At 40.5% G+C, this 20,257-nt stretch carries 17 protein-coding genes; 12 read left to right on the top strand and 5 right to left on the bottom strand.

What is annotated here, in order from left to right; all coding sequences use genetic code 11:
• Window positions 1-110: 110 nt before the first annotated feature.
• From glmS to E6C50_RS15405, 3 genes are read right to left on the bottom strand one after another with little or no spacing between them, the layout of a single operon-like run.
• The gene (gene glmS / locus E6C50_RS15415) at window positions 111-1,958 is read right to left on the bottom strand and encodes a glutamine--fructose-6-phosphate transaminase (isomerizing) (protein ID WP_136404129.1); all 1,848 of its coding nucleotides are present in this window, start codon (window positions 1,956-1,958) and stop codon (window positions 111-113) included.
• A 3-nt stretch (window positions 1,959-1,961) separates the two neighbouring features.
• Entirely contained in the window at window positions 1,962-3,590 is a 1,629-nt protein-coding gene (locus E6C50_RS15410; RefSeq protein ID WP_136404128.1) for a DUF4270 domain-containing protein, read from the bottom strand.
• 24 nt (window positions 3,591-3,614) lie between these two features.
• Window positions 3,615-4,421, bottom strand: a complete 807-nt coding sequence (locus tag E6C50_RS15405) for a glycogen/starch synthase (protein WP_136404127.1) — start codon at window positions 4,419-4,421, stop codon at window positions 3,615-3,617.
• A 106-nt stretch (window positions 4,422-4,527) separates the two neighbouring features.
• Here E6C50_RS15405 and panC point away from each other — a divergent pair, with 106 nt between their 5' ends.
• The 9 genes from panC to E6C50_RS15360 all read left to right on the top strand — a co-directional run bounded on the left by panC (window position 4,528) and on the right by E6C50_RS15360 (window position 13,375).
• On the top strand, window positions 4,528-5,376 hold the full coding sequence (gene panC, locus E6C50_RS15400; RefSeq protein ID WP_136404126.1) for a pantoate--beta-alanine ligase: 849 nt from the start codon (window positions 4,528-4,530) through the stop codon (window positions 5,374-5,376).
• 13 nt (window positions 5,377-5,389) lie between these two features.
• Window positions 5,390-5,740 carry an aspartate 1-decarboxylase gene (panD, locus tag E6C50_RS15395; RefSeq protein ID WP_136404125.1) on the top strand — a complete coding sequence of 117 codons (351 nt, stop codon included), beginning with the start codon at window positions 5,390-5,392 and terminating at the stop codon, window positions 5,738-5,740.
• Window positions 5,741-5,748: 8 nt separating this feature from the next.
• On the top strand, window positions 5,749-6,711 hold the full coding sequence (locus tag E6C50_RS15390) for a lysylphosphatidylglycerol synthase transmembrane domain-containing protein (protein ID WP_136404124.1): 963 nt from the start codon (window positions 5,749-5,751) through the stop codon (window positions 6,709-6,711).
• Between the two features lie 52 nt (window positions 6,712-6,763).
• Window positions 6,764-7,906 (top strand): alpha/beta hydrolase, encoded by a 1,143-nt coding sequence (locus tag E6C50_RS15385; RefSeq protein WP_136404123.1) that lies wholly within the window; start codon window positions 6,764-6,766, stop codon window positions 7,904-7,906.
• Window positions 7,907-7,932: 26 nt separating this feature from the next.
• The gene (gene radA / locus E6C50_RS15380) at window positions 7,933-9,297 is read left to right on the top strand and encodes a DNA repair protein RadA (RefSeq protein ID WP_136404122.1); all 1,365 of its coding nucleotides are present in this window, start codon (window positions 7,933-7,935) and stop codon (window positions 9,295-9,297) included.
• Window positions 9,272-9,814, top strand: coding sequence for a hypothetical protein (locus tag E6C50_RS15375; RefSeq protein WP_136404121.1), 543 nt, complete (start codon window positions 9,272-9,274; stop codon window positions 9,812-9,814). Before radA ends, E6C50_RS15375 begins: the two co-directional genes overlap by 26 nt.
• Before the next feature lie 44 nt (window positions 9,815-9,858).
• A complete protein-coding gene (locus tag E6C50_RS15370) occupies window positions 9,859-10,701 on the top strand; it encodes a helix-turn-helix domain-containing protein (protein WP_136404120.1) in 843 nt (280 codons plus the stop codon).
• Between the two features lie 73 nt (window positions 10,702-10,774).
• Entirely contained in the window at window positions 10,775-11,317 is a 543-nt protein-coding gene (locus E6C50_RS15365; protein ID WP_136404119.1) for a YbhB/YbcL family Raf kinase inhibitor-like protein, read from the top strand.
• A gap of 96 nt (window positions 11,318-11,413) precedes the next feature.
• Window positions 11,414-13,375, top strand: coding sequence for a transglycosylase domain-containing protein (locus tag E6C50_RS15360; RefSeq protein WP_136404118.1), 1,962 nt, complete (start codon window positions 11,414-11,416; stop codon window positions 13,373-13,375).
• Here E6C50_RS15360 and E6C50_RS15355 read toward each other — a convergent pair whose 3' ends face one another.
• Both E6C50_RS15355 and E6C50_RS15350 read right to left on the bottom strand, forming a co-directional pair.
• Window positions 13,376-14,122: a LytR/AlgR family response regulator transcription factor gene (locus E6C50_RS15355; protein ID WP_136404117.1), complete on the bottom strand. Its 747-nt coding sequence runs from the start codon at window positions 14,120-14,122 to the stop codon at window positions 13,376-13,378. It lies immediately after the preceding gene.
• Window positions 14,123-14,128: 6 nt separating this feature from the next.
• Window positions 14,129-15,946 carry a tetratricopeptide repeat-containing sensor histidine kinase gene (locus E6C50_RS15350; protein WP_136404116.1) on the bottom strand — a complete coding sequence of 606 codons (1,818 nt, stop codon included), beginning with the start codon at window positions 15,944-15,946 and terminating at the stop codon, window positions 14,129-14,131.
• A gap of 150 nt (window positions 15,947-16,096) precedes the next feature.
• Here E6C50_RS15350 and E6C50_RS15345 point away from each other — a divergent pair, with 150 nt between their 5' ends.
• From E6C50_RS15345 to E6C50_RS15335, 3 genes are all read left to right on the top strand, one after another.
• Window positions 16,097-17,050, top strand: a complete 954-nt coding sequence (locus tag E6C50_RS15345; protein ID WP_136404115.1) for an SIMPL domain-containing protein — start codon at window positions 16,097-16,099, stop codon at window positions 17,048-17,050.
• Window positions 17,051-17,158: 108 nt separating this feature from the next.
• The gene (locus E6C50_RS15340; protein WP_136404114.1) at window positions 17,159-18,451 is read left to right on the top strand and encodes a hypothetical protein; all 1,293 of its coding nucleotides are present in this window, start codon (window positions 17,159-17,161) and stop codon (window positions 18,449-18,451) included.
• 139 nt (window positions 18,452-18,590) lie between these two features.
• A complete protein-coding gene (locus tag E6C50_RS15335; RefSeq protein ID WP_136404113.1) occupies window positions 18,591-20,210 on the top strand; it encodes a DUF4139 domain-containing protein in 1,620 nt (539 codons plus the stop codon).
• Window positions 20,211-20,257 lie beyond the last annotated feature (47 nt).

The raw sequence follows: 20,257 nt of genomic DNA, 5'->3' as shown, positions 1-20,257 counted from the left end.
AAACCTCTTTTTTCAGAGCGCAAAGATAGTTTTTTATATGCTAATTACGCAATTTAATTTTTGAATTTTTATAATAAAAAAGCGAATTCCGAAAAATCCGCTTTAATAATTTACTCTACCGTAACTGATTTTGCCAGGTTCCTTGGCTGGTCGACATTACAATTGCGCAATACTGCAATATGATACGACAACAACTGCAACGGAATGGTAGCCAATAGTGGCGTTAATGCCTCAGCGGTATCCGGAACTTCGATAACATGATCAGCTAATTCCTTAACCTGTGTATCTCCTTTCGTTACCACAGCGATGATTTTCCCGCTACGCGCTTTGATTTCCTGGATATTACTCACCACTTTATCATAATGATTTTGTTTTGGTGCAATAACCACCACCGGCATCTGCTCATCGATAAGCGCGATAGGCCCGTGTTTCATTTCGGCAGCCGGATATCCTTCTGCGTGAATATACGATATCTCCTTTAACTTTAACGCACCTTCCAGGGCTACCGGGAAATTATATCCTCTTCCCAGGTACAAACAGTTTGGTGCGTCTTTATAGATTTCGGCAATTGTTTTTGCCATATCATTTGTTGTCAAGGCTTCTTCCACTTTTTCCGGGATCAACTCCAACTCCAACAAATAGCGTTGGTAATCAGAATTATTCATCGTTCCTTTTGCTTTTGCCAAACGCAATGCAATTAGTGTCAGAATAGTAATCTGCGTTGTAAAAGCTTTTGTAGAAGCCACTCCGATTTCCGGTCCGGCATGCGTATAAGCTCCGGCATGTGTTTCACGAGAAATAGAGGACCCCACCACATTACACACTCCAAAAACAAAAGCGCCTTTTTCTTTGGCCAGTTTGATTGCCGCCAAAGTATCGGCCGTTTCACCGGATTGCGAGATAGCAATTACCACATCGTTCGGATAGATAATCGGATTGCGATAACGGAATTCCGAAGCATATTCTACTTCTACCGGAATTCGCGCAAACTCTTCCAATACATATTCCGCTACAAGACCGGCATGCCATGAGGTTCCACAAGCTACAATCAGAATCCTGTTGGCATTCAGGAATTTTTCAATATTATCCTCAACACCTGCCATTTGGATAATCCCTTTATTTGCCAAAAGACGTCCTCTGTAGGTATCTTTAATTACGCTAGGCTGCTCATAAATCTCCTTCAACATAAAGTGATCATAACCACCTTTTTCAATCTGCTCCAGATTCATTTGCAACTCCTGAATATACGGATCCACTAATGAATCGTCTTTAATTTTACGAACCTTCATCGGTTTATCCAGACGAATAATAGCCATTTCCTCATCTTCCAGGTAAATCGCATTACTGGTATATTCAATAAAAGGAGAAGCATCGGAAGCGATAAAATATTCATCTTCCCCAATACCAACTGCCAACGGGCTACCCAAACGGGCCACCACAATTTCATTTGGTTTTTTCTTATCAAAAACAGCAATAGCATAAGCTCCCACTACCTGGTTAAGCGCTTTTTGAACCGCCTTCCCCAATTTCAGGTTTTCCTGTTTTTGCACATCTTCAATCAGATTCACCAACACTTCCGTATCGGTATCCGATTTAAAAACATATCCTCTATTAATTAATTCTTTTTTAAGCGGCTCATAATTCTCAATGATTCCATTGTGAATAATCACAAGATCCCCTGAATTAGAAACATGCGGATGCGAGTTTACATCATTCGGCACACCATGAGTTGCCCAACGGGTATGCCCCATCCCGATTGTACCGGTAGTTGTTATTTCTGCTGCTACACGCGCTTCTAAATCTGTAACCTTACCTTTGGTTTTCGACAGTTTTAAATCTTCACCATCCCACAACACCACACCTGCACTGTCATACCCTCTATATTCCAGCCTTTTAAGGCCTTTTATAATCACAGGATAAGCTTCTCTGTGACCCACATAACCTACAATACCACACATAAATTATTCTTTCGGTTTAGTATAATAAATTTCTAATTTTAATCTTTTATCAACATCAGCACTATTCGTCCCATGCAATACTGTCCCCAATGGATTAATTACCGAAGCAACAGGCAGAAACTTCACATTATAAGAAGTTCCGACAGGCGACATCGGATCGGACATCACGAAAGGATTTTTTAAATAAGCACTTTTCACATTATTGATATCCTCTGTTACCACCAATCCTACCCGTACATTGGAAGAATCCTTCTTGATCAGATTATTAACATATTGCGTCAATCGCAATTTATATTTAATTGCTTTTTTATCGCCACTTGTTTCACGTTCCACCAGTCCACCGATTACCACTTTACTCATTTTTGGAAAATAGGAATTGGTTGTCGGATCGTAGTTATAATCAATCAGCACTTTATTATTTTTCATATCGTATAAATAAATACGCTGCGGCTCGTAGGCTACATTCTGCATCGCCTGTTTGTCGACATAAAAAGTAAGATTTGCTTCGTTGATCAACCATTTATTCGCTTCTACCTTCGCACGAAGATCTTCCAACTCGGTTTTATTAAACAAATCGATATACGAAAAAGATCCCTGTCCACCTTTTAGATACAGGCGCTCATCGCCCGATTCCGATGGCAATGCAAAACTATTCTCTAAAAAGTTAACCGTTGTACCGGTAAGATTCAACACGATTGATTTTCGCACGCGCGAAGTCGATCCTGCAGACGCATCGGCTTTATAACGGATATTAATTTTCGCTTTCGAAAAATCAAGCATTGCCATAGCCGTTTTCCCTTCTACACTTTCTACCTGAAAATACAATCCGCGGAAATACTCTTTAAACGCATTATTATTTAACAATTTATCAGATGATGCATTTAAAATCTTATTCTGAAAGAATGCTTTATTTAAATCCAGCCACACTCCCGGCGCAAAACGCTCCAGGACTACCCGATTCCCGACATCATTATTATCAATAATTTGTCCGGCCGAGTTCAGATAATTCCCATCTGCATCCAATTTATACAGAATAGTCTCCAGATTATTAAAATAAAACTGAGTATTCTGATTCGGCGGCCCATCATTCAACTGTAAAGTCCCTTTGTTATTTTCCACCAGATTTTTCTCATCCGAAAAATATTTTTGAGCATCACCTCCGTTAGCAGGATCAAACGTTCGCAACTGGTATTTCGATTCAAAAACTTTTAAACTAAACTTATTATCTTTTCCGTAAACCGAATCCAACTCATACAACCGCACTCCATTATCGTCTGTTCCGGTTTGCGTGGCAAAATACGGCACATAAACCCAAACCGAATCGATCACCGGGTTATCTCCGATAGTTGGAGCTGCAGAAGCCAATTGCACTTCCGATACGAAATGCGCTTTGGTTTCTCCGAAAGTGGTATTATTCATTACCCCCAAAAGATTTACCGGCAGGTTGTTTGTCTGCACACCACCTGTAGCCTTGTTATAAGCCTCCAGCGTTTGCCCCACATACTTTTCCAAAGTATAGTTTTCCTCTCCAACCAGATCGGAACCGACAGTATTAAAATCCTTATCGCAGGAGAACAACAAAACTGCTGTAAAAGACAGGAGTATTTTTTGTAATAATGAAATCCTATTCATATTTTTTATCAGATCAAAGAATGATTATATAACTTGATTTTTATAGAAATTAGTATATGCTTCTGCAAAAGCATCTTTCGGCACGAAAGGTAAAAAAGGTTTACCCGATGTTTCTATAAATTTTGTTAAACTTGGAGAGAGCTCCTCAGAGGCAATAATCACGGCATCCGAATGTAGAATACTGGCTTTCATAATATTTTCATAGTTCGGAATTTCCAGGTCAACAATCGATGCATCCGGAATTTCGTCAAACGCTACTTTTTTCATCATTTCCGGATCCAGTGTTCCGTCGAATGACTGCGCATAAACAGATGTTACGATCTTAGTATCTGCAAAAAGCGCCTCGTCTTTATAGTAATGCTTCATATAAATCGGAAGCATACCTGCTAACCAGCCGTGCACATGGATAATATCCGGCACCCAGTTTAATTTTTTAACGGTTTCCACTACTCCTTTTGCAAAAAAGATGGAACGTTCGTCATTATCCGGATACAACACACCATCCTCATCCGAGAATGTCGCTTTTCGTTTAAAGTATTCATCGTTATCAATAAAATAAACCTGAATACGCTCTTTCGGTATAGAAGCCACCTTAATAATTAACGGCATATCCATATCGTTTACCACTAAATTCATCCCAGACAAGCGGATAACCTCATGCAATTGGTGCCTGCGCTCATTGATATTCCCATATCGAGGCATAAAAATTCTGATTTGTCCTCCTTGATCATTGATCATTTTTGGCACGTCGTACGACATTAAAGAAACCTCATTTTCAGCTAAATAAGGCACCACTTCAGATGATACATACAATATCCTCTTATCATTCATTGCATTAAATTTTATTTATTGGATATAAAAAACATGCAAAATTACAAAATTTTATGCAGTTGTTTGACAAAATAGTAATTTTGCACCCAATTTAAATCCAAAGCAAATGTTTGTTTTTGCCAAAAAAGCAGATTTAGCGCAACATTTAGCGCAAATCGGCACATCCAAAAAAACGATTGGGCTTGTTCCTACCATGGGCGCATTACATCAGGGTCATCTTTCCCTATTGCAAAAATCCTGTTCCGAAAATCAGATTACAGTTATCAGCATATTTGTAAACCCGACGCAGTTTAACAATTCGGAAGATCTTGAAAAATACCCCCGCCATGTAGAGCGCGACATCGAAAAAGTTCGTACGGTATCGAACGACATTATTGTTTTCGCTCCAACCGTAGACGATATTTACGAAGGGAACACCACTGCTGCTGCATTTGAATACGATGGTTTGGAATTTCAGATGGAAGGCGCACACCGCCCAGGTCATTTTGACGGCGTTGGAACGATAGTAAAAAAACTGTTTGAAATTGTACAACCAACGAATGCTTATTTTGGTGAAAAAGACTTCCAACAACTACAAATTGTAAAAAAGCTCGTTGAAAAATACGATATCCCGGTAAACGTAATCGGATGCCCGATTCACCGCGAGGCAAACGGACTGGCGATGAGTTCCCGAAATGAGCGTTTGAGTAGCGAAGCCCGTGAAGAAGCCTCCCTGATTTACAAAACCCTGTTGGAAGCCAAACAAAAATTCAGCACCCAATCTGCGAAAGACGTTATCGACTATGTAACCCAGACTTTTTCTAAAAATCCGGCCTTTCAACTTGAATATTTTGAAATTGCCGATGAAGCCACTTTATTGTCCGCCACAAGTAAAAGCAGCACTAAAAAATACCGTGGCTTTATAGCGGTTTATATAAACAATATCCGATTGATTGACAATATTGCACTAAATTAATTACCTTTGCACCATGCAAATTCAAGTTGTTAAATCCAAAATTCACCGTGTAAAGGTGACTGGAGCCGATCTAAACTACATCGGAAGCATTACGATTGACGTCGCTTTAATGGAAGCTTCCAATATTTTTGAAGGAGAAAAAGTCTCTATTGTAAACATCAACAACGGAGAACGTCTCGAAACCTACGCCATTCCCGGACCACGCAACAGTGGTGAAATAACCCTAAACGGACCGGCAGCCCGAAAAGTTCACAAAGGCGATATTATCATTATCATTTCATACGGAATTATTGACATGGAAAAAGCCAAAGACTTCAAACCGTCTATTATTTTCCCGAACGAAAATGACAATACGCTAACATAATCAACCTTTTGAAAGAGAAATTTAAAAAAACCATAGGCATTCTACTCCCACTTTTGTTGGGAGTTTTTTTAGTGTATTATGCCTATAATAAATTTACACCCGAACAGCTGGACGAGATGAAAAGCTATTTCCGGAATGCGAACTACAACTACATTCTGATTTCAACGTTTTTCTCACTGGTAAGTCTTATTGCAAGAGGTTACCGCTGGCGTTACAGTTTGGAGCACATGGGATATTTCTCTCCTTTTAAAACCAATTTGGCCGCGGTTTGCATCGGTTACCTGATGAACCTTACCATTCCGAGATCGGGAGAAGTATCCCGCGCGCTGATTGTAAAAAAATACAAAGATGTCCCTTTCGACAAGGCCTTCGGATCCATTATTGCCGAACGGGTAATCGACCTGGTTATACTGTTAGCCTTAATGTTCACGGCACTTTTATTGCAATTTGACAACTTAAAAACCTTTCTGGAGCAAAAAATCCCGGTTCACAAATTAATCCTGATGGGCACCACCGGTGTCGGCATACTTATCGCATTAACACTGGTATTTTTGTATTCCAAATGGCGACCGGTTGTGATCATCAAACAGAAAATATCCGGATTAATCGAAGGGGTTTTAAGCGTATTCCGAATGCCACACAAATGGGCTTTTCTATTCTATACGGCTGTGATCTGGATCGGTTACGTACTCACCTTTTACTTTGCTGTTTTTGCTATTAAAGAAACCAGCACGATCAGTTTTGGCGTAGTCGTTACCGCTTTTGTTGTAGGAAGCCTTGCTATCAGCTTTACCAATGGTGGTTTTGGTGCTTTTCCATTATTGATTTCCGAGATTTTACTACTGTATTCGGTACCCGAAACGGCCGGTACGACTTTTGGCTGGATCTTATGGACATCGCAAACCGGGCTGATCATTTTGATGGGATTGCTTTCCTTTTTGTTATTACCGCTTTTACATCGAAATAAATAATTTTTGTTATCTTGCTTCTCGATTCCAAAACTACGAGAAACTACTAACAAACATGAAACAAACGCTACTACTCCTGGCAACATTTTTGCTGAGTCACACCCTGTTTTCCCAAAGAACCGTTGAAGCTTTCAACTCCGAAAAACTGAAGGAAATCCGGGAAGTTACCATTATTACACCCGACAATTACGAGAGCAATAAAGACAAAAAATACCCCTTACTACTCGTTCTTGACGGTGAATACCTAACCAATCCTTTTTACGGTGTTTTTTCCTATGGTGCTTATTGGGACGACCTTCCGGAAGTAATCATAGTTGCCATCAATCAGAATAAAAACAACGAAAGAGAACACGACAGTTCTTATGATGAAGGCGGATTACCGAATGAACAAGGAGCCAAATTTTTCGAATTTATCGGTGCAGAATTACTGCCATATGTCGAAAAAAAATACCGTGTAGCACCATTTCGTATGATTGCCGGATTGGACACAACAGCCGGTTTTCTAAATTTTTTCTTATATAAAGACAACCCGATTTTCAATGCTTATATTTCGTTAAGTCCGGAATTTGCTCCGGAAATGGAAAACAGAATTCCGGAACGACTGGCTGCTATTCAAAAACCGATTTTCTACTATCAGGCGACTTCCGATGGTGATCTGAAAAAAATTCAGACTAAAATGAAAACACTGGACGAAAAAGCAAAAGCCGTTACAAACAGCAATCTAAAATACCGTTTTGATGAATTTAAAGGACTATCCCACTATTCGCTGGTAACCTTTGCTATTCCGAATGCTGCTTATCATATTTTCGACGGCTACCAACCGATTTCAACGATTGAATTTCAGGAAAAAATTGCCAAATTACCAACCGGTCATACACAATATTTGATTGACAAATACAACAACCTGGAAAAGAAATTGGGATACAAACCTACCATCCGTTTAAACGATTTTAAAGCGATTGAGGCCGCTATCCTTAAAAACAAAAATTACGAAGAGCTATTAACGCTTTCGGAGGTGGCCAAAAAGAACTACCCGAAAAGCATGATCAGCGAATACGAAAAAGGCTTGTATTACGAAAACACCAACGATAACAAAAAAGCCTACAAAGCCTATATGAGTGCCTTTAACCAGGAACCTATTGGCGACCTGACCAAAGACGGTATGCTGGAAAGAGCCGATGCCGTAAAATCAAGATAACAAAGACAAAAGAGAATACATCCGAAATGGCGATCAAATTAAAAACAACCTTCTTCTGCCAAAGCTGTGGCACACAATATTCTAAATGGCAAGGCCAATGTAATGCCTGTAAAGAATGGAATAGCATAGTCGAAGAAGTCATCCAGAAAGAAGAAAAGGTTGCCTGGAAAGCCAGTTCCACTGAAGTTAAAAAAGCGGCTAAGCCGTTAAAAATAAATGAAATCGATTCAGCCGAGGAAATCCGAATGGACACTACCGACGGTGAACTCAACCGTGTATTGGGCGGCGGACTGGTTCCTGGTTCGCTTACCCTTTTAGGTGGTGAACCCGGCATTGGAAAGAGTACGCTATTGCTGCAAATTTCCCTAAAACTTCCCTATAAAACCTTATACGTTTCCGGAGAAGAAAGTCAGAAGCAGATTAAAATGCGTGCCGAACGAATCACAACCAACAGCGATAATTGTTATATCCTAACGGAGACTAAAACGCAAAATATTTTCAGACAAATCGAAACCATCGAACCCGAAATTGTGATCATCGATTCCATTCAAACGCTTCATACCGACTATATCGAATCATCGGCCGGAAGCATTTCTCAGATCCGGGAATGTACCGCCGAATTGATCAAATATGCAAAAGAAACCAATGTCCCGGTAATCCTTATCGGGCATATCACCAAAGACGGGAACATTGCCGGTCCGAAGATATTGGAACACATGGTCGATACCGTTTTACAATTTGAAGGCGACCGAAATCACGTATACCGTATTCTGCGATCGCTAAAAAACCGTTTCGGTTCTACGGCCGAATTGGGGATTTACGAAATGCAAGGCAGCGGACTACGCGAAGTCGCCAATCCATCGGAAATCCTGATTTCGCATAAGGAAGAAGAACTATCCGGGACCGCTATTGCCACCACACTCGAAGGAATGCGCCCGTTAATGATCGAAATTCAGGCATTAGTCAGCACAGCCGTATACGGAACACCACAACGCAGCACGACCGGTTATAACGCCAAACGTCTCAATATGATTTTAGCCGTACTGGAAAAACGCGCCGGATTCCGATTGGGTGCCAAAGATGTTTTCCTGAATGTAACCGGTGGTATTTCGGTAGACGATCCGGCAATTGATCTGGCCGTTGTAGCAGCTATACTTTCGTCAAACGAAGATATTCCGGTAGGCAAAGATTATTGTTTCGCGGGAGAAGTAGGTCTTTCCGGAGAAATCCGCCCGGTAAACCGTGTGGAACAACGGATACAGGAAGCCGAGAAATTAGGTTTCGGAACCATATTTATTTCCAAATACAACAAAGTAGCGGTTAAAAACACCGCAATTAACGTTAAAATGGTCTCCAAAATTGAAGATGTGGTTAGTGAATTGTTTGGGTAAAAAGTATTATTACGGACTTATTGTCTGTCTGCTTGTGCTTATCGGTTGTCAGAACGAAAAGCATCAAACAACCTATGGAAAAATCCAGGTTACGGACACTTCCCATTTTGAAGTGGCTAAAACCAGTCCGCTATTCACCATACAGGAAAACGTAGATAACGACTTCCGTTATTTTGGAAACATACTGATCCTAAAAAAAATAAATCCCAATTGCATTCAAATTGAAAACGTATTAAACGATGGCTATTCCGGGCAAAGCATCGCATTTACTATTGATTCGACCCTAACGATTGTTACAGCCAAATACAGTAGTTGGACGGATACACAGGATGGCTCAAAAGAATATTACACCATAGACCAACTTAGCACCAAACTCAGTAAGAACCCATTTCGGGAAGGCGACGAAAAACTGGAAGGCGAATTTGAAGTCAAAGTAACAGCCACGCGCTATCCATCGGAATTTTACAAGTTTCCGTTTCAAAACCGGAAAGATTTATTCGGACGTTTCCGATCTTAGCGCCGGTTAAAAAATAAAAACGTCAGGCGCAATACAACTCCAATATGGAACACTATATATTACCCGATCAGTTTCTAGAAAACCCGTCTGCTTATGATGGCGTTTATTTTTACGACTATCAAACGCAACTGGAATGCGAAAAAAGCAGGATTGTTTTAAAAGACAATGCCTTCAGCTTTCTATTAGAAGGCACCAAACAGGTTTATAATGAAACCCAAGCCGCACAAATCGGATCTCAGGAATTTATCTTTATGCGATCGGGAAACTATCTGATGTCCGAAAAAACAAGGAATCAGGATCAATACCGTAGTCAGCTTATATTTTTCGACAATCGTTTTCTGGCAGAATTTGCGATCAAATACCCACAATTCCATCAAACAAAACGAAAGCAATCCGGACTTATAACAGGAACAATAGACACCTATATCGGTCACTATCTACAATCGGTACAGTACCTAAATCCACAGGATCCGCTGACTAAAAAAGTAAAACTGGAAGAAATCCTGCTGTACCTGATTCAGAACAAAGGATTGCAATTGCCCGATCTATTCGAAAACCAGCAAAAAGGTCAGCAGCTAAAAATACAGCAAGTAGTTCACAGCAACCTCGACAACAACCTACAAGTCGCCGAGCTTGCCTTTTTATGCAATATGAGTGTTTCGACCTTCAAACGGCATTTCGAAGCCATTTACAACACCTCTCCCATAAAATGGATACAGGAAAAACGACTGGAAACCGCAGCCCAAAAGCTATTACAACCCAATTTACGGGTCAACGACCTGTATTTGGAAAGTGGATATCAGAGTTTGTCCAGCTTTATACAAGCGTTCCGACAAAAATTCGGGCAAACGCCCAAACAATTCCAAAACCGACATTTGGACGTTTAGCAACACTTTTAAAACTTTATCGGATAACTCCTTAAACACCATCCGTTCTACTTTTGACATAAAATAAATCATCATGAAAACACTTTATGTCATCGCAGTCGGTTTGATGCTAACACTAACTGCAAAAGCCCAAACTTTTACACTTAAAAGTTCCGATTTACAAGGGCAAGCCACACAAAAACAAGTTTACAACGGATTTGGCTGTACCGGATCGAATGTTTCACCACAGCTCTCCTGGGAAAATGCACCCGAAGGAACCAAAAGTTTTGCCGTGATTATGTACGATCCTGATGCGCCCTCCGGTAGAGGCTGGACACACTGGGTTGCATTTGACATTCCGGCGAACACAAAAGAAATCAAAACCGGTTCTGGCGATCCTATCAAAACAACATTACCCAAAGAAGTGATTCAAAGCATCACCGATTACGGAGCGTACGGTTATGGCGGACCTTGTCCACCGGAAGGCGATAAACCACACAAATACGAAATCACCGTTTTTGCACTAAAAACCGCAAAATTGGGACTCGACAAAAACACCAATCCGTCGATTGTAGGATTTTATATTAATGCCAACACATTGGCAAAGGCAACCCTTACCACGTATTATCAACGATAATGGAAGGGCTTGCCCTTCTAAAACCTGATATATTAACATATTCTTCTACTTTATTTTTAGGGATAATACCCTATTTTTGTACAAACCAGTAGAAGTATGAGAACCAGAAAGCAAAAAATCATCCGCTTTTCGATAGCGCTGTTAGTCCTGTTTGCGCTTGCGTTTACCGGGCTTTTTATCTTCCGGGATTCCCTACTTCAAAAAGTGATTACCAAAGCCGAAAACCGTTTCGATGCCGAGTACAACTGTACCCTTTCGATCAAAAAAGCACAATTTGACGGACTAAATGGCGTAAGCCTTCACGATATCATTTTGGTTCCCAAACAGGCCGACACCCTATTATCTATAGAAAAAGTAACCACCACTGTAAACCTCTTCCAGTTATTCACCGGGGATATTCAATTGCAGGAACTGGAAATGAAAAACGGTTTTATTCAACTGGTAAAAAACGAAAAAGGCCGAAACTTTGATGCTTTTCTGAAGTGGGAAAAAGAAGACAATCCCGAAAATGAGAAAAAGAATTACGCCAAACTGGCCTATCGCCTACTGACCAAGGCTTTAAATCTGATTCCAACCAATATGACACTTCAAAACCTGTCGCTCCGGATGGACGATATGGGACGAAAGGTTACGATGCATCTAAACGAACTCGATCTGAGAGGAAAACAACTGCAAACCACGATAAACGTCCGCACCAATACCTTTACCCAAAACTGGCAAATCCGGGGAATGGCCGATCCGAGGAATAAAACAGCCGATCTTCGTTTTTTTAATAGCGATACTTCCAAAATCAAAGTTCCGTATATAGACGAACGTTTTCATCTTTTGTCCAGTTTTGACAGTATACATGTGAACGTAGCCAAAATCAAAATGGAAGGCAACGAACTTCATGTTGACGGCTATACCGCTATCAGTAACTTTACTATTAACCATCCGAGGATTGCTAAAAAAGATGTGATCATCGAAAAAGCCCGTTTTGATTACCGCTTACTTTTTGGGGAACATTTTGTCGCCATAGACAGTAGTTCCAAAGCACAGCTCAACGCTATAAAAGTACAGCCCTTTGCCGAGTACAACACCGAAAAAGACACTTTGTATACCCTTCGTGTTGCGATTCCCAATATGAAAGCACAAGACTTTATCACGTCTCTTCCGAAAGGATTATTCACCCATTTCGAAGGCATGGAAGCTGTAGGTAGTTTTGACTATAAACTCGATTTTCAATTTAACAAAAACAACCCGAATGCCCTTGTTTTCGACAGTAAACTCCGAAAAGAAGGCCTACGAATACTTAAATACGGGGAAGCCGATCTGGACAAACTAAACACCGCATTCACCTATCGTGCGATCGAAAACGGAGTGCCTCAACGCCCGATAGTCGTGGGGCCGTCCAATCCGAATTTCACACCGTTGGATCAGATTTCCCCTTATTTGCAAAAAAGCGTTTTAACGTCAGAAGATCCGTCGTTTATGTCACACCGCGGTTTTATCAACGAAGCCTTTAAACAGTCGATCGTTAAAAACATCCGAACCAAAAAATTTGCCCGTGGCGCCAGTACGATCAGTATGCAATTGGTCAAAAATGTATTCCTGACCCGTGAAAAGACCTTATCGCGCAAACTCGAAGAAATCCTGTTGGTATATATACTCGAAAACAACCGTATCGCCAGTAAGCAACGGATGCTTGAGGTTTACTTTAACGTAATCGAATGGGGGCCGAATGTATACGGAATCGGAGAAGCCGCTCAGTTTTATTTTCAGAAAAAACCTGCCGATCTGACGTTAAAAGAATGTCTTTTCTTAGCGACCATTGTACCAAAGCCAAAAAAATTCATGTGGCAATTTGATAGTAGCGGAAGTTTAAAAGGCTATGCCAACGAACAGCAAAACTTCCTGACGAAACTAATGTTACGCAGAGGTGTTTTAACTCCTGAAGATACCATTGGTTATAAATTACCGTTTACGATAAACGGTCGTTCGCGCTCGTTCCTAAAGCTAAAAGCCGTTTCGGATAGCATCCCTGTTGATTCTCTTTTTATTAAAGAAATGGTGTATTAATTATTTAAAATTCTTTAGAAACTCTTCTTTATAGGTCGGTGAAATTTCCACTTCCGAACCATCGAAAAGCGTTACATAACCACCGGCTCCTTTATGATAGGATTTTACAAAATTCACATTGATGATATGGGATTTGTGAACCCGCAAAAATGGAAACGGAAGGATTTCCGAAAAATGTTTTAAAAACCGACAGACCATTTTCTTACTGCCATCCTGTAAATATATATCCGTAAAATTACCATTCCCGCGTAGGCGAACGATCTCTTCCATTTTGGCGACTTCAAAACCTTCGAGTGTTGGCAAAATAACTTTCTGACGCTCCGGATTTGGCTCCCGGAAGTTTTCCACTATGATTCGATTCCGGTTAAAAATTTCCTGATTCAACAATTGCAATTGCACTTTATTGACCGCCAAAATCAGTTCTTCAATACTGATGGGTTTCAACAAATAATAGGCCGCACTCTGATTTAAGGCTTTTAACGAATATTCCGAAAAAGCGGTCACAAAGATCGTTTCAAACTGCAAATCCTTACAGGCTTCCAACACATCGAAAGCATTTCCGAAAGGCATTTCCACATCGAGAAAAACCAGTTGCGGTTCCAGTTCATGCAACAAAGGTACGGCTTCTTTGATATGTTGCGCTTCGCCAATTACCTCAACCTGCGGACAATACTTGGAGAGGTAATTTTTAAGCACTTCTCTAGCCGCTAATTCATCTTCTACGATGACACTTCTTATTTTTTGCATGGTATTCTACTTTTCAATCCGGGAAAAACGCAGGGTTACAATAGTCCCGGTTTCCGGCTCTGTTTTTTCAACAATCTGTAAGGCAATCTCTTTTTTATACAATTCGTTTAACAACCCAATCCGCTCTTTGGTATTGGTAAGTCCTCTCGACTGGTGAACTTTCTGATTTTTGGTTTTCAGTTCCCGACTTTTGGTCAATCCGATACCATTGTCCTCGATCACAACCACAACACTTCCATTTTCAAGGAGAAAACGCAATTGTAACAATCCTTTCTCCTCTTTGTACCGAAGTCCGTGCCAAATGGCATTTTCCAGTTGAGGTTGAATGATCATATTAGGAATCTGAATGGTTTCCGTATCGAGTTTTTCATCCACCGTGATGGTATATTCAAACTGATCTTCGAAACGCATGTGTTCAAGATCGAGGTATTTCCGCAATTGTTCGATTTCACTTCCCAAGGCGATAAAATCCTTGTTCGAATTCTCCATCATATTCCGCATCAGCTTCGAATAGGACGTCAGATACTTATTCGCTTCCAGCTCGCGGTTTTGCGAGATAAACTGATTGACGCTATTGAGACTGTTAAAAATAAAATGCGGATTCATTTCCCGTCGCAACGACTGTAAGGCGATTTCTTTATTCTTTGTTTTGATCGAATACAAAGCTTTTATGATCAATCCTAAAAGCAACAACAGCAATCCCATAGACCCGATCAGAAAATAATTAAAGGTGTTTTTTTTGGTGATCAATTCATCTTTTAACACTTTTTCTTTTTCCAGCTGACGAATTTTTTCTTCCGTTACCTGAAAGGCCAACTGGTCGGCTTGCGCACTGTCTTTTCGGGTTAGCTGTTCGTAGTTTTGAAAGAATTGCTCGTATAACTGTGTACTCTCCTTATAATTTCCGGTTTGTCGGTAATAGTTAAGCAATCTTTCGAGGCTCTTTTTTACGGCATCGGTTTTTCCTTTTTCGGTTGCTCGTTCATAGGCTTCTTTTAAGGCGTGTGTTGCTTTTTCCGGTTCTTTCTTTTTAAAATAGATGGTTGCCAACGATTGCAATTGCGTTATTTCGGTATCAAAATCCTGGCGCGCTCTTGCATCGGCCAATAGTTTTTCGGAAATACTGATAGCTTCGTCAAACTGATTATCGGCAGTATAAACTTTTGCGATTTCATTTTTGAGTTTGATCACTGCTTCCGGCTTGTCTTTAACAAACGTAATCGCCTGATTATAGCTTTCAATGGCTTCGGCTTTATTCCGCTTCTTCAGACTCATTTCCGCTTTTTGCACATAGGCATCGGCTACTTCTTCGCTTCGGTTTTCTTTTTCCAGCAATTTGATATTGGAATTGACATAATCATACTGTGCCGCCGGATTTTGGGGACTTTGCAAGCGCTTGGCATCATTCTGATTGACCTCAATCGCGCTTTTATCTACCGTAATAGCACTCGCGGTCTGATAATTACTTATCGCCGCTTTATATTTATTCTGACTCTCCTGAGTTCGCGCCAGATTTCGCGTTACCCGGGCAATGTCTTCTTTCCGTTTCAATCGGGTAAAACTTTCGAGTGCTTTTTTAAGATATTCTTCTCCTTTCACCGGATCGTCAGCATCAATAAACTCCTGTGCGAGCTTTTCGTAACTCGCTGCAATCTTTACCTCATCGTTCGCGTCTAAGGATTTGGCCAGTTCATCAGCTGCTTTACTCAGTTTCCCACTAACACTTTTACTCGCTTTTTCGGTATTGATTTGTTGGGCAATCGCCTGCTGCGGAGTCAAAAGTCCGATACCCAATCCGATCAAGATATACGTTATATACCGCATGCTGTTTTACTTGTTTTTCTGAATGTAAAGTACGTTAAAACCAAAATCCTTTCCTATAGCATTCACCAAGTCGGATTCACGTTTCACCCGTTCTTCCAAAAGTACGTTTTTTCGATTAATACATTTGCTCCGAACCTTAAAACCTCCGACATGAAAAAAATACTACTCTTTGCAAGCTTATTGACGGTACATTTTGCTTTTGCACAAGTTTCCGGGAATATCAATTATAAAAACCAGGTTGTATTTACCGACAATTCGATCAATGTGAATTTCCCTTCCAATGCCGATATCATCGCCAGTGTAAAAGGTCTGGCCAATGTGAAAGCCGATGCATATGTCGCTATTTTCCAGGTTACCCAAACCGGTTCCTCTACAGAAGAAGTCAATGAGATCATCGACAAGCGCATTGGTCAGTCGTTAAAAGAAATCCGATTAAAAAAAGGTGTGGAAACCTTTGTAGATATGATCACTTTTGTTCCGATGTATGATTATACAGTTGACCGAAAACTATTCAGTCGGAAAACCTATAATGAAATCCCGGTAGGTTTTGAGCTAAAAAAGAACATTCATATTAAATATACCGATCCGAATCTCCTGGACGATTTTATGAAGATTCTATCCGCCAATGAAATTTACGACCTCGTACGGGTAGATTACTTTTCGAATACTTTGGAAACGGTTAAAAAAGACCTGATGAACAAAGCCCGACTTCTGGTTTTGGAAAAAGCCAAAAATTACGAAATACTGTTGGGTGAAACGTTTACGAATGCCGAGAAAAAAATAGCGGACGGTTACAGCATCACACTTCCGGTTGAAATGTATAAATCGTATGAAGCCTATAGCAGTTCATCGCTTTCGCTTAAAAAATTCGCCAATGTCAACCAGGCTACCAAATCGACAACACTGTATTACCAACCCATTGTAAACAAGGATTTTGATTTTGTTGTGAATCCAACCATACTCGAACCGGTGATTCAAGTGCAATATGAGGTTAAAATTGCCATCACTCGCACCAAAAAGCCAGCGCCAAAAAATGAAAAGGAATATATACTGATAACACCATCCGGTGATCTGAAATCCTTACAGCTAAGTACTTCCAAATAAGTTGCTACAATTCTTTCACCAAGTAAAAAGCCGCTTTCACCCATTCTGCCAAAACCGCATTTACGATACGACTACTTTTGAACTGTAATCTTTAAAAAACCGAAAATCATGAAAACCGAGAATCTTTTACTAGCTTTAACAACTTCGGTAGTGTTGACCGGAGTAATGATCAAAACCGGAAAACCGGAATCGACTGAAACAACCGTACTACATACCCAAAAAGCACCGGAAGAACAACCTTGTGTTTTCATGTCGGTTATGGGCGAACAACCTGTTGCGGAATATGCCCAATATAAAAATGATGCTTCTCTAAAAAACGTTGTGCAAAAAGGTGAAAAATGGTTAGTTTCCGCACAAAACAACGACGGAGGCTGGGGCGCCGGTTCGCACAGCAATCAGGGCGAAATGAACCCGCATGCTGTACAATCCGATCCGGCTACAACTGCGATGGCTGCGATGGCCTTATACCGTATGGGCTATACCACGACCAAAGGGCCTTATCAAAAACAACTTTCCAATGCGCTGGACTATCTGTTACAACAGATCGAAACCAATAAAAACAGTGCTTATATCACGCAGGTTCGCGGCACACAGATACAACGCAAACTGGGCGAAAATATTGATGCCGCACTAGCGCTTCAATTTTTAAATCAGGTAGCCGAAAAGAATCCGTCGCGACGCGTTGAGAACGCCATACAAATCTGCGTTAACAAAATTGAGAAATCCTACGACACCAACGGGAAAGTAAACGGAGCCGGTTGGGCTGGTGTGTTACAATCGTCCTTTGCCAGTTCGGGATTGGAGCAGGCCAAGAAAAACAAAAACATTACCGTAAACGAAGACAAAATCACCGCTGCCCGTAATTATCAGAAAAGCAATTACAATACGGAAAGTAATACCGCCAAAACCGAAGATGGTGCTGGCATTATGCTTTATGCGGTGAGTAGTTCCGTTCGTGGAAGTGCCTCCGAAGCCAAAGAAGCAGAAGAACTGTTTACCAAAGCCAAAGCAGAAGGTAAAATCGGTAAAACAGCCGAACTCAACCGCGAGAACCTGCAAAAGATTGGTATTTCGAAAGAAAAAGCCGCGTCCTACGATGTTGCATCAAAAGTGTATAAAGCCGCAAAAGTACAGGCAATGGACAATGGTGTAATGAATGGTTTCGGAAATAATGGTGGTGAAGAATTTATGAGCTTTCTGCAAACAGGTGAATCCATGTTGGTTAAAAAAGACAATGACTGGAAAAACTGGTATGACAACGTTAGCGGAAAGCTGATCAACATACAAAACAACAATGGTAGCTGGAACGGTCACCATTGCATTACCAGTCCGGTTTTTTGTACCGCCACCTGTTTGTTAATCCTGACGATTGAAAATGACATCCACTCTTTCCAAAAATAAAAACGAAATGCCAACAGTCTTTATCCTTACCGCATTTTTTATCGGCATCGTGGTCTTTGCCAACGCTACCGGTCGTAAAAGAACCTAAAACATAACGGTTCGTAAACAATTTACAAAACATTATATTTACTAAAAAAACATGAAAAAGTTTATCACGATACTCCTATTCGCCCTATCCGGAATGGTATTCGCCCAAAAGCCTGTTTTTACGACAGCCAAAGTCAATGCAGTTACCGTATATTTTAACGCCGCAGAAATATCACAAACAGCTCATCTGAATCTTCCGGCCGGAACACATGAAATCGTTATCAAAAATGTAGCGAATTATCTGAATGAAAACACAGTCCAGATCGGTGCGCCTTCGAGCCTTACAGTACTTTCCTCACAATTCACGAACGATTATATCAGTGAATACGACATCGATGAAAGTTCACCAGCTATTAAAAAAGTACGGGATAGCATCAAAATTGTACAAAAAGAACTGGATCGTTTAAACAACACGCGGACTTCTGAAATGAAAACCATTGAAATTCTGGATCGAAATCAACAGGTATATGGGGCAAATACCGGTTTGAGTGTCACGGAACTGATGAAAATGGTGGAGTATTACAAAACAAAACGCACCGAAATCAGTAATACAATAGACGTTTTAAACGAACGCGAAAAGAAACTGTCGGATCTGTTAACCAAGCTCAATACCAAACTGGAAATCAACAGCAACAAGGAAGAAAAAAATGCGACTGGAAAACTGGTATTACAAGTGATGAACCAAACCGCCGGAGCGATAACACTGGATGTTTCGTATCTGACAAACAATGCGCGTTGGTCGCCGTTTTATGAGCTTCGCGCTGATAATATTGCATCGCCAGTAAACATGTTGTATAAAGCACAAGTGGTTCAAAACACTGGAGTCGACTGGAGAAAAGTAAAACTAACTCTTTCCAGCGGCATCCCGAACCAGAACAATCAGGCACCTGTAATCAACCCCTGGTTTTTAGCGTACCAACAAATATATTCTGCCGTACCACAAGTCAAAGCTAACCATGATCGACTGGAAGAGGTTGCAGTCTCAGCAGTCGGGATTCGAGGAAAAGTTTCCGGATTACAAGCAAGAAGTACGGTTTCGGATTATACCATGATCAACGAAAATCAGTTAAATGTTTCGTTTGATATTGATATTCCGTATGACATCCTGTCGAATGGTAAAACCCATAGCGTTTCGTTAAAAGAGATCAAATTGCCGGCTACGTATAAATATTATGCAGCGCCCAAACTGGATAAGGAATCCTTTTTATTGGCCGAGATTACTGATTATGGCAAATACAATCTGTTAAAAGGCGAAGCCAATATCATTTTCGAGGGAATGTATGTCGGTAAAACCCTTGTCAATCCGGGACAAACATCCGACACGTTGAATCTTAGTATGGGACGCGACAAAAAAGTTGTGATCACGCGTGAAAAAGTTGTCGATAAATCCGGTGTTAAATTCCTGTCTGCCAAAAAAGAACAAACTTTCACATATGACATTACGATCCGTAACAACAAAAAAGAATCTGTTTTGTTAAAACTGGAGGATCAGTATCCATTAAGCAGCGATAAGGAAATTGAAATCGAATTAAAACAAAAAGAGGGTGCGAAGGTTAATTCCGAAACCGGTTTATTAAGTTGGGAGTTCCATTTAAAACCGAATGAGACGAAAAAAATCCGCATCAGCTATACCGTTAAATACCCTAAAGACAAGATAATCGGAAATCTTTAGAAAATTGAGCCTCTCCTCTGGAGAGGTTCTTTTTTTTAAAAACAATT

Origin of the sequence: Flavobacterium supellecticarium (assembly GCF_004801375.1) — a bacterium.
In the GTDB taxonomy this organism is placed as follows: domain Bacteria; phylum Bacteroidota; class Bacteroidia; order Flavobacteriales; family Flavobacteriaceae; genus Flavobacterium; species Flavobacterium supellecticarium.
Note: the sequence above shows the minus strand (reverse complement) of the source record. Positions and strands in the feature narration are given on the sequence as shown.

Bases quoted from the DNA above. Each gene is read 5' to 3' on its own strand.
- E6C50_RS15335 (WP_136404113.1), top strand. From the start codon at position 18,591: ATGAAAAAGTTTATCACGATACTCCTATTCGCCCTATCCGGAATGGTA.
- E6C50_RS15410 (WP_136404128.1), bottom strand. From the start codon at position 3,590: ATGAATAGGATTTCATTATTACAAAAAATACTCCTGTCTTTTACAGCA.
- glmS (WP_136404129.1), bottom strand. From the start codon at position 1,958: ATGTGTGGTATTGTAGGTTATGTGGGTCACAGAGAAGCTTATCCTGTG.
- E6C50_RS15385 (WP_136404123.1), top strand. From the start codon at position 6,764: ATGAAACAAACGCTACTACTCCTGGCAACATTTTTGCTGAGTCACACC.
- E6C50_RS15340 (WP_136404114.1), top strand. From the start codon at position 17,159: ATGAAAACCGAGAATCTTTTACTAGCTTTAACAACTTCGGTAGTGTTG.
- E6C50_RS15350 (WP_136404116.1), bottom strand. From the start codon at position 15,946: ATGCGGTATATAACGTATATCTTGATCGGATTGGGTATCGGACTTTTG.
- E6C50_RS15375 (WP_136404121.1), top strand. From the start codon at position 9,272: ATGTGGTTAGTGAATTGTTTGGGTAAAAAGTATTATTACGGACTTATT.
- E6C50_RS15365 (WP_136404119.1), top strand. From the start codon at position 10,775: ATGAAAACACTTTATGTCATCGCAGTCGGTTTGATGCTAACACTAACT.
- panD (WP_136404125.1), top strand. From the start codon at position 5,390: ATGCAAATTCAAGTTGTTAAATCCAAAATTCACCGTGTAAAGGTGACT.
- panC (WP_136404126.1), top strand. From the start codon at position 4,528: ATGTTTGTTTTTGCCAAAAAAGCAGATTTAGCGCAACATTTAGCGCAA.
- radA (WP_136404122.1), top strand. From the start codon at position 7,933: ATGGCGATCAAATTAAAAACAACCTTCTTCTGCCAAAGCTGTGGCACA.
- E6C50_RS15370 (WP_136404120.1), top strand. From the start codon at position 9,859: ATGGAACACTATATATTACCCGATCAGTTTCTAGAAAACCCGTCTGCT.
- E6C50_RS15405 (WP_136404127.1), bottom strand. From the start codon at position 4,421: ATGAATGATAAGAGGATATTGTATGTATCATCTGAAGTGGTGCCTTAT.
- E6C50_RS15355 (WP_136404117.1), bottom strand. From the start codon at position 14,122: ATGCAAAAAATAAGAAGTGTCATCGTAGAAGATGAATTAGCGGCTAGA.
- E6C50_RS15360 (WP_136404118.1), top strand. From the start codon at position 11,414: ATGAGAACCAGAAAGCAAAAAATCATCCGCTTTTCGATAGCGCTGTTA.
- E6C50_RS15345 (WP_136404115.1), top strand. From the start codon at position 16,097: ATGAAAAAAATACTACTCTTTGCAAGCTTATTGACGGTACATTTTGCT.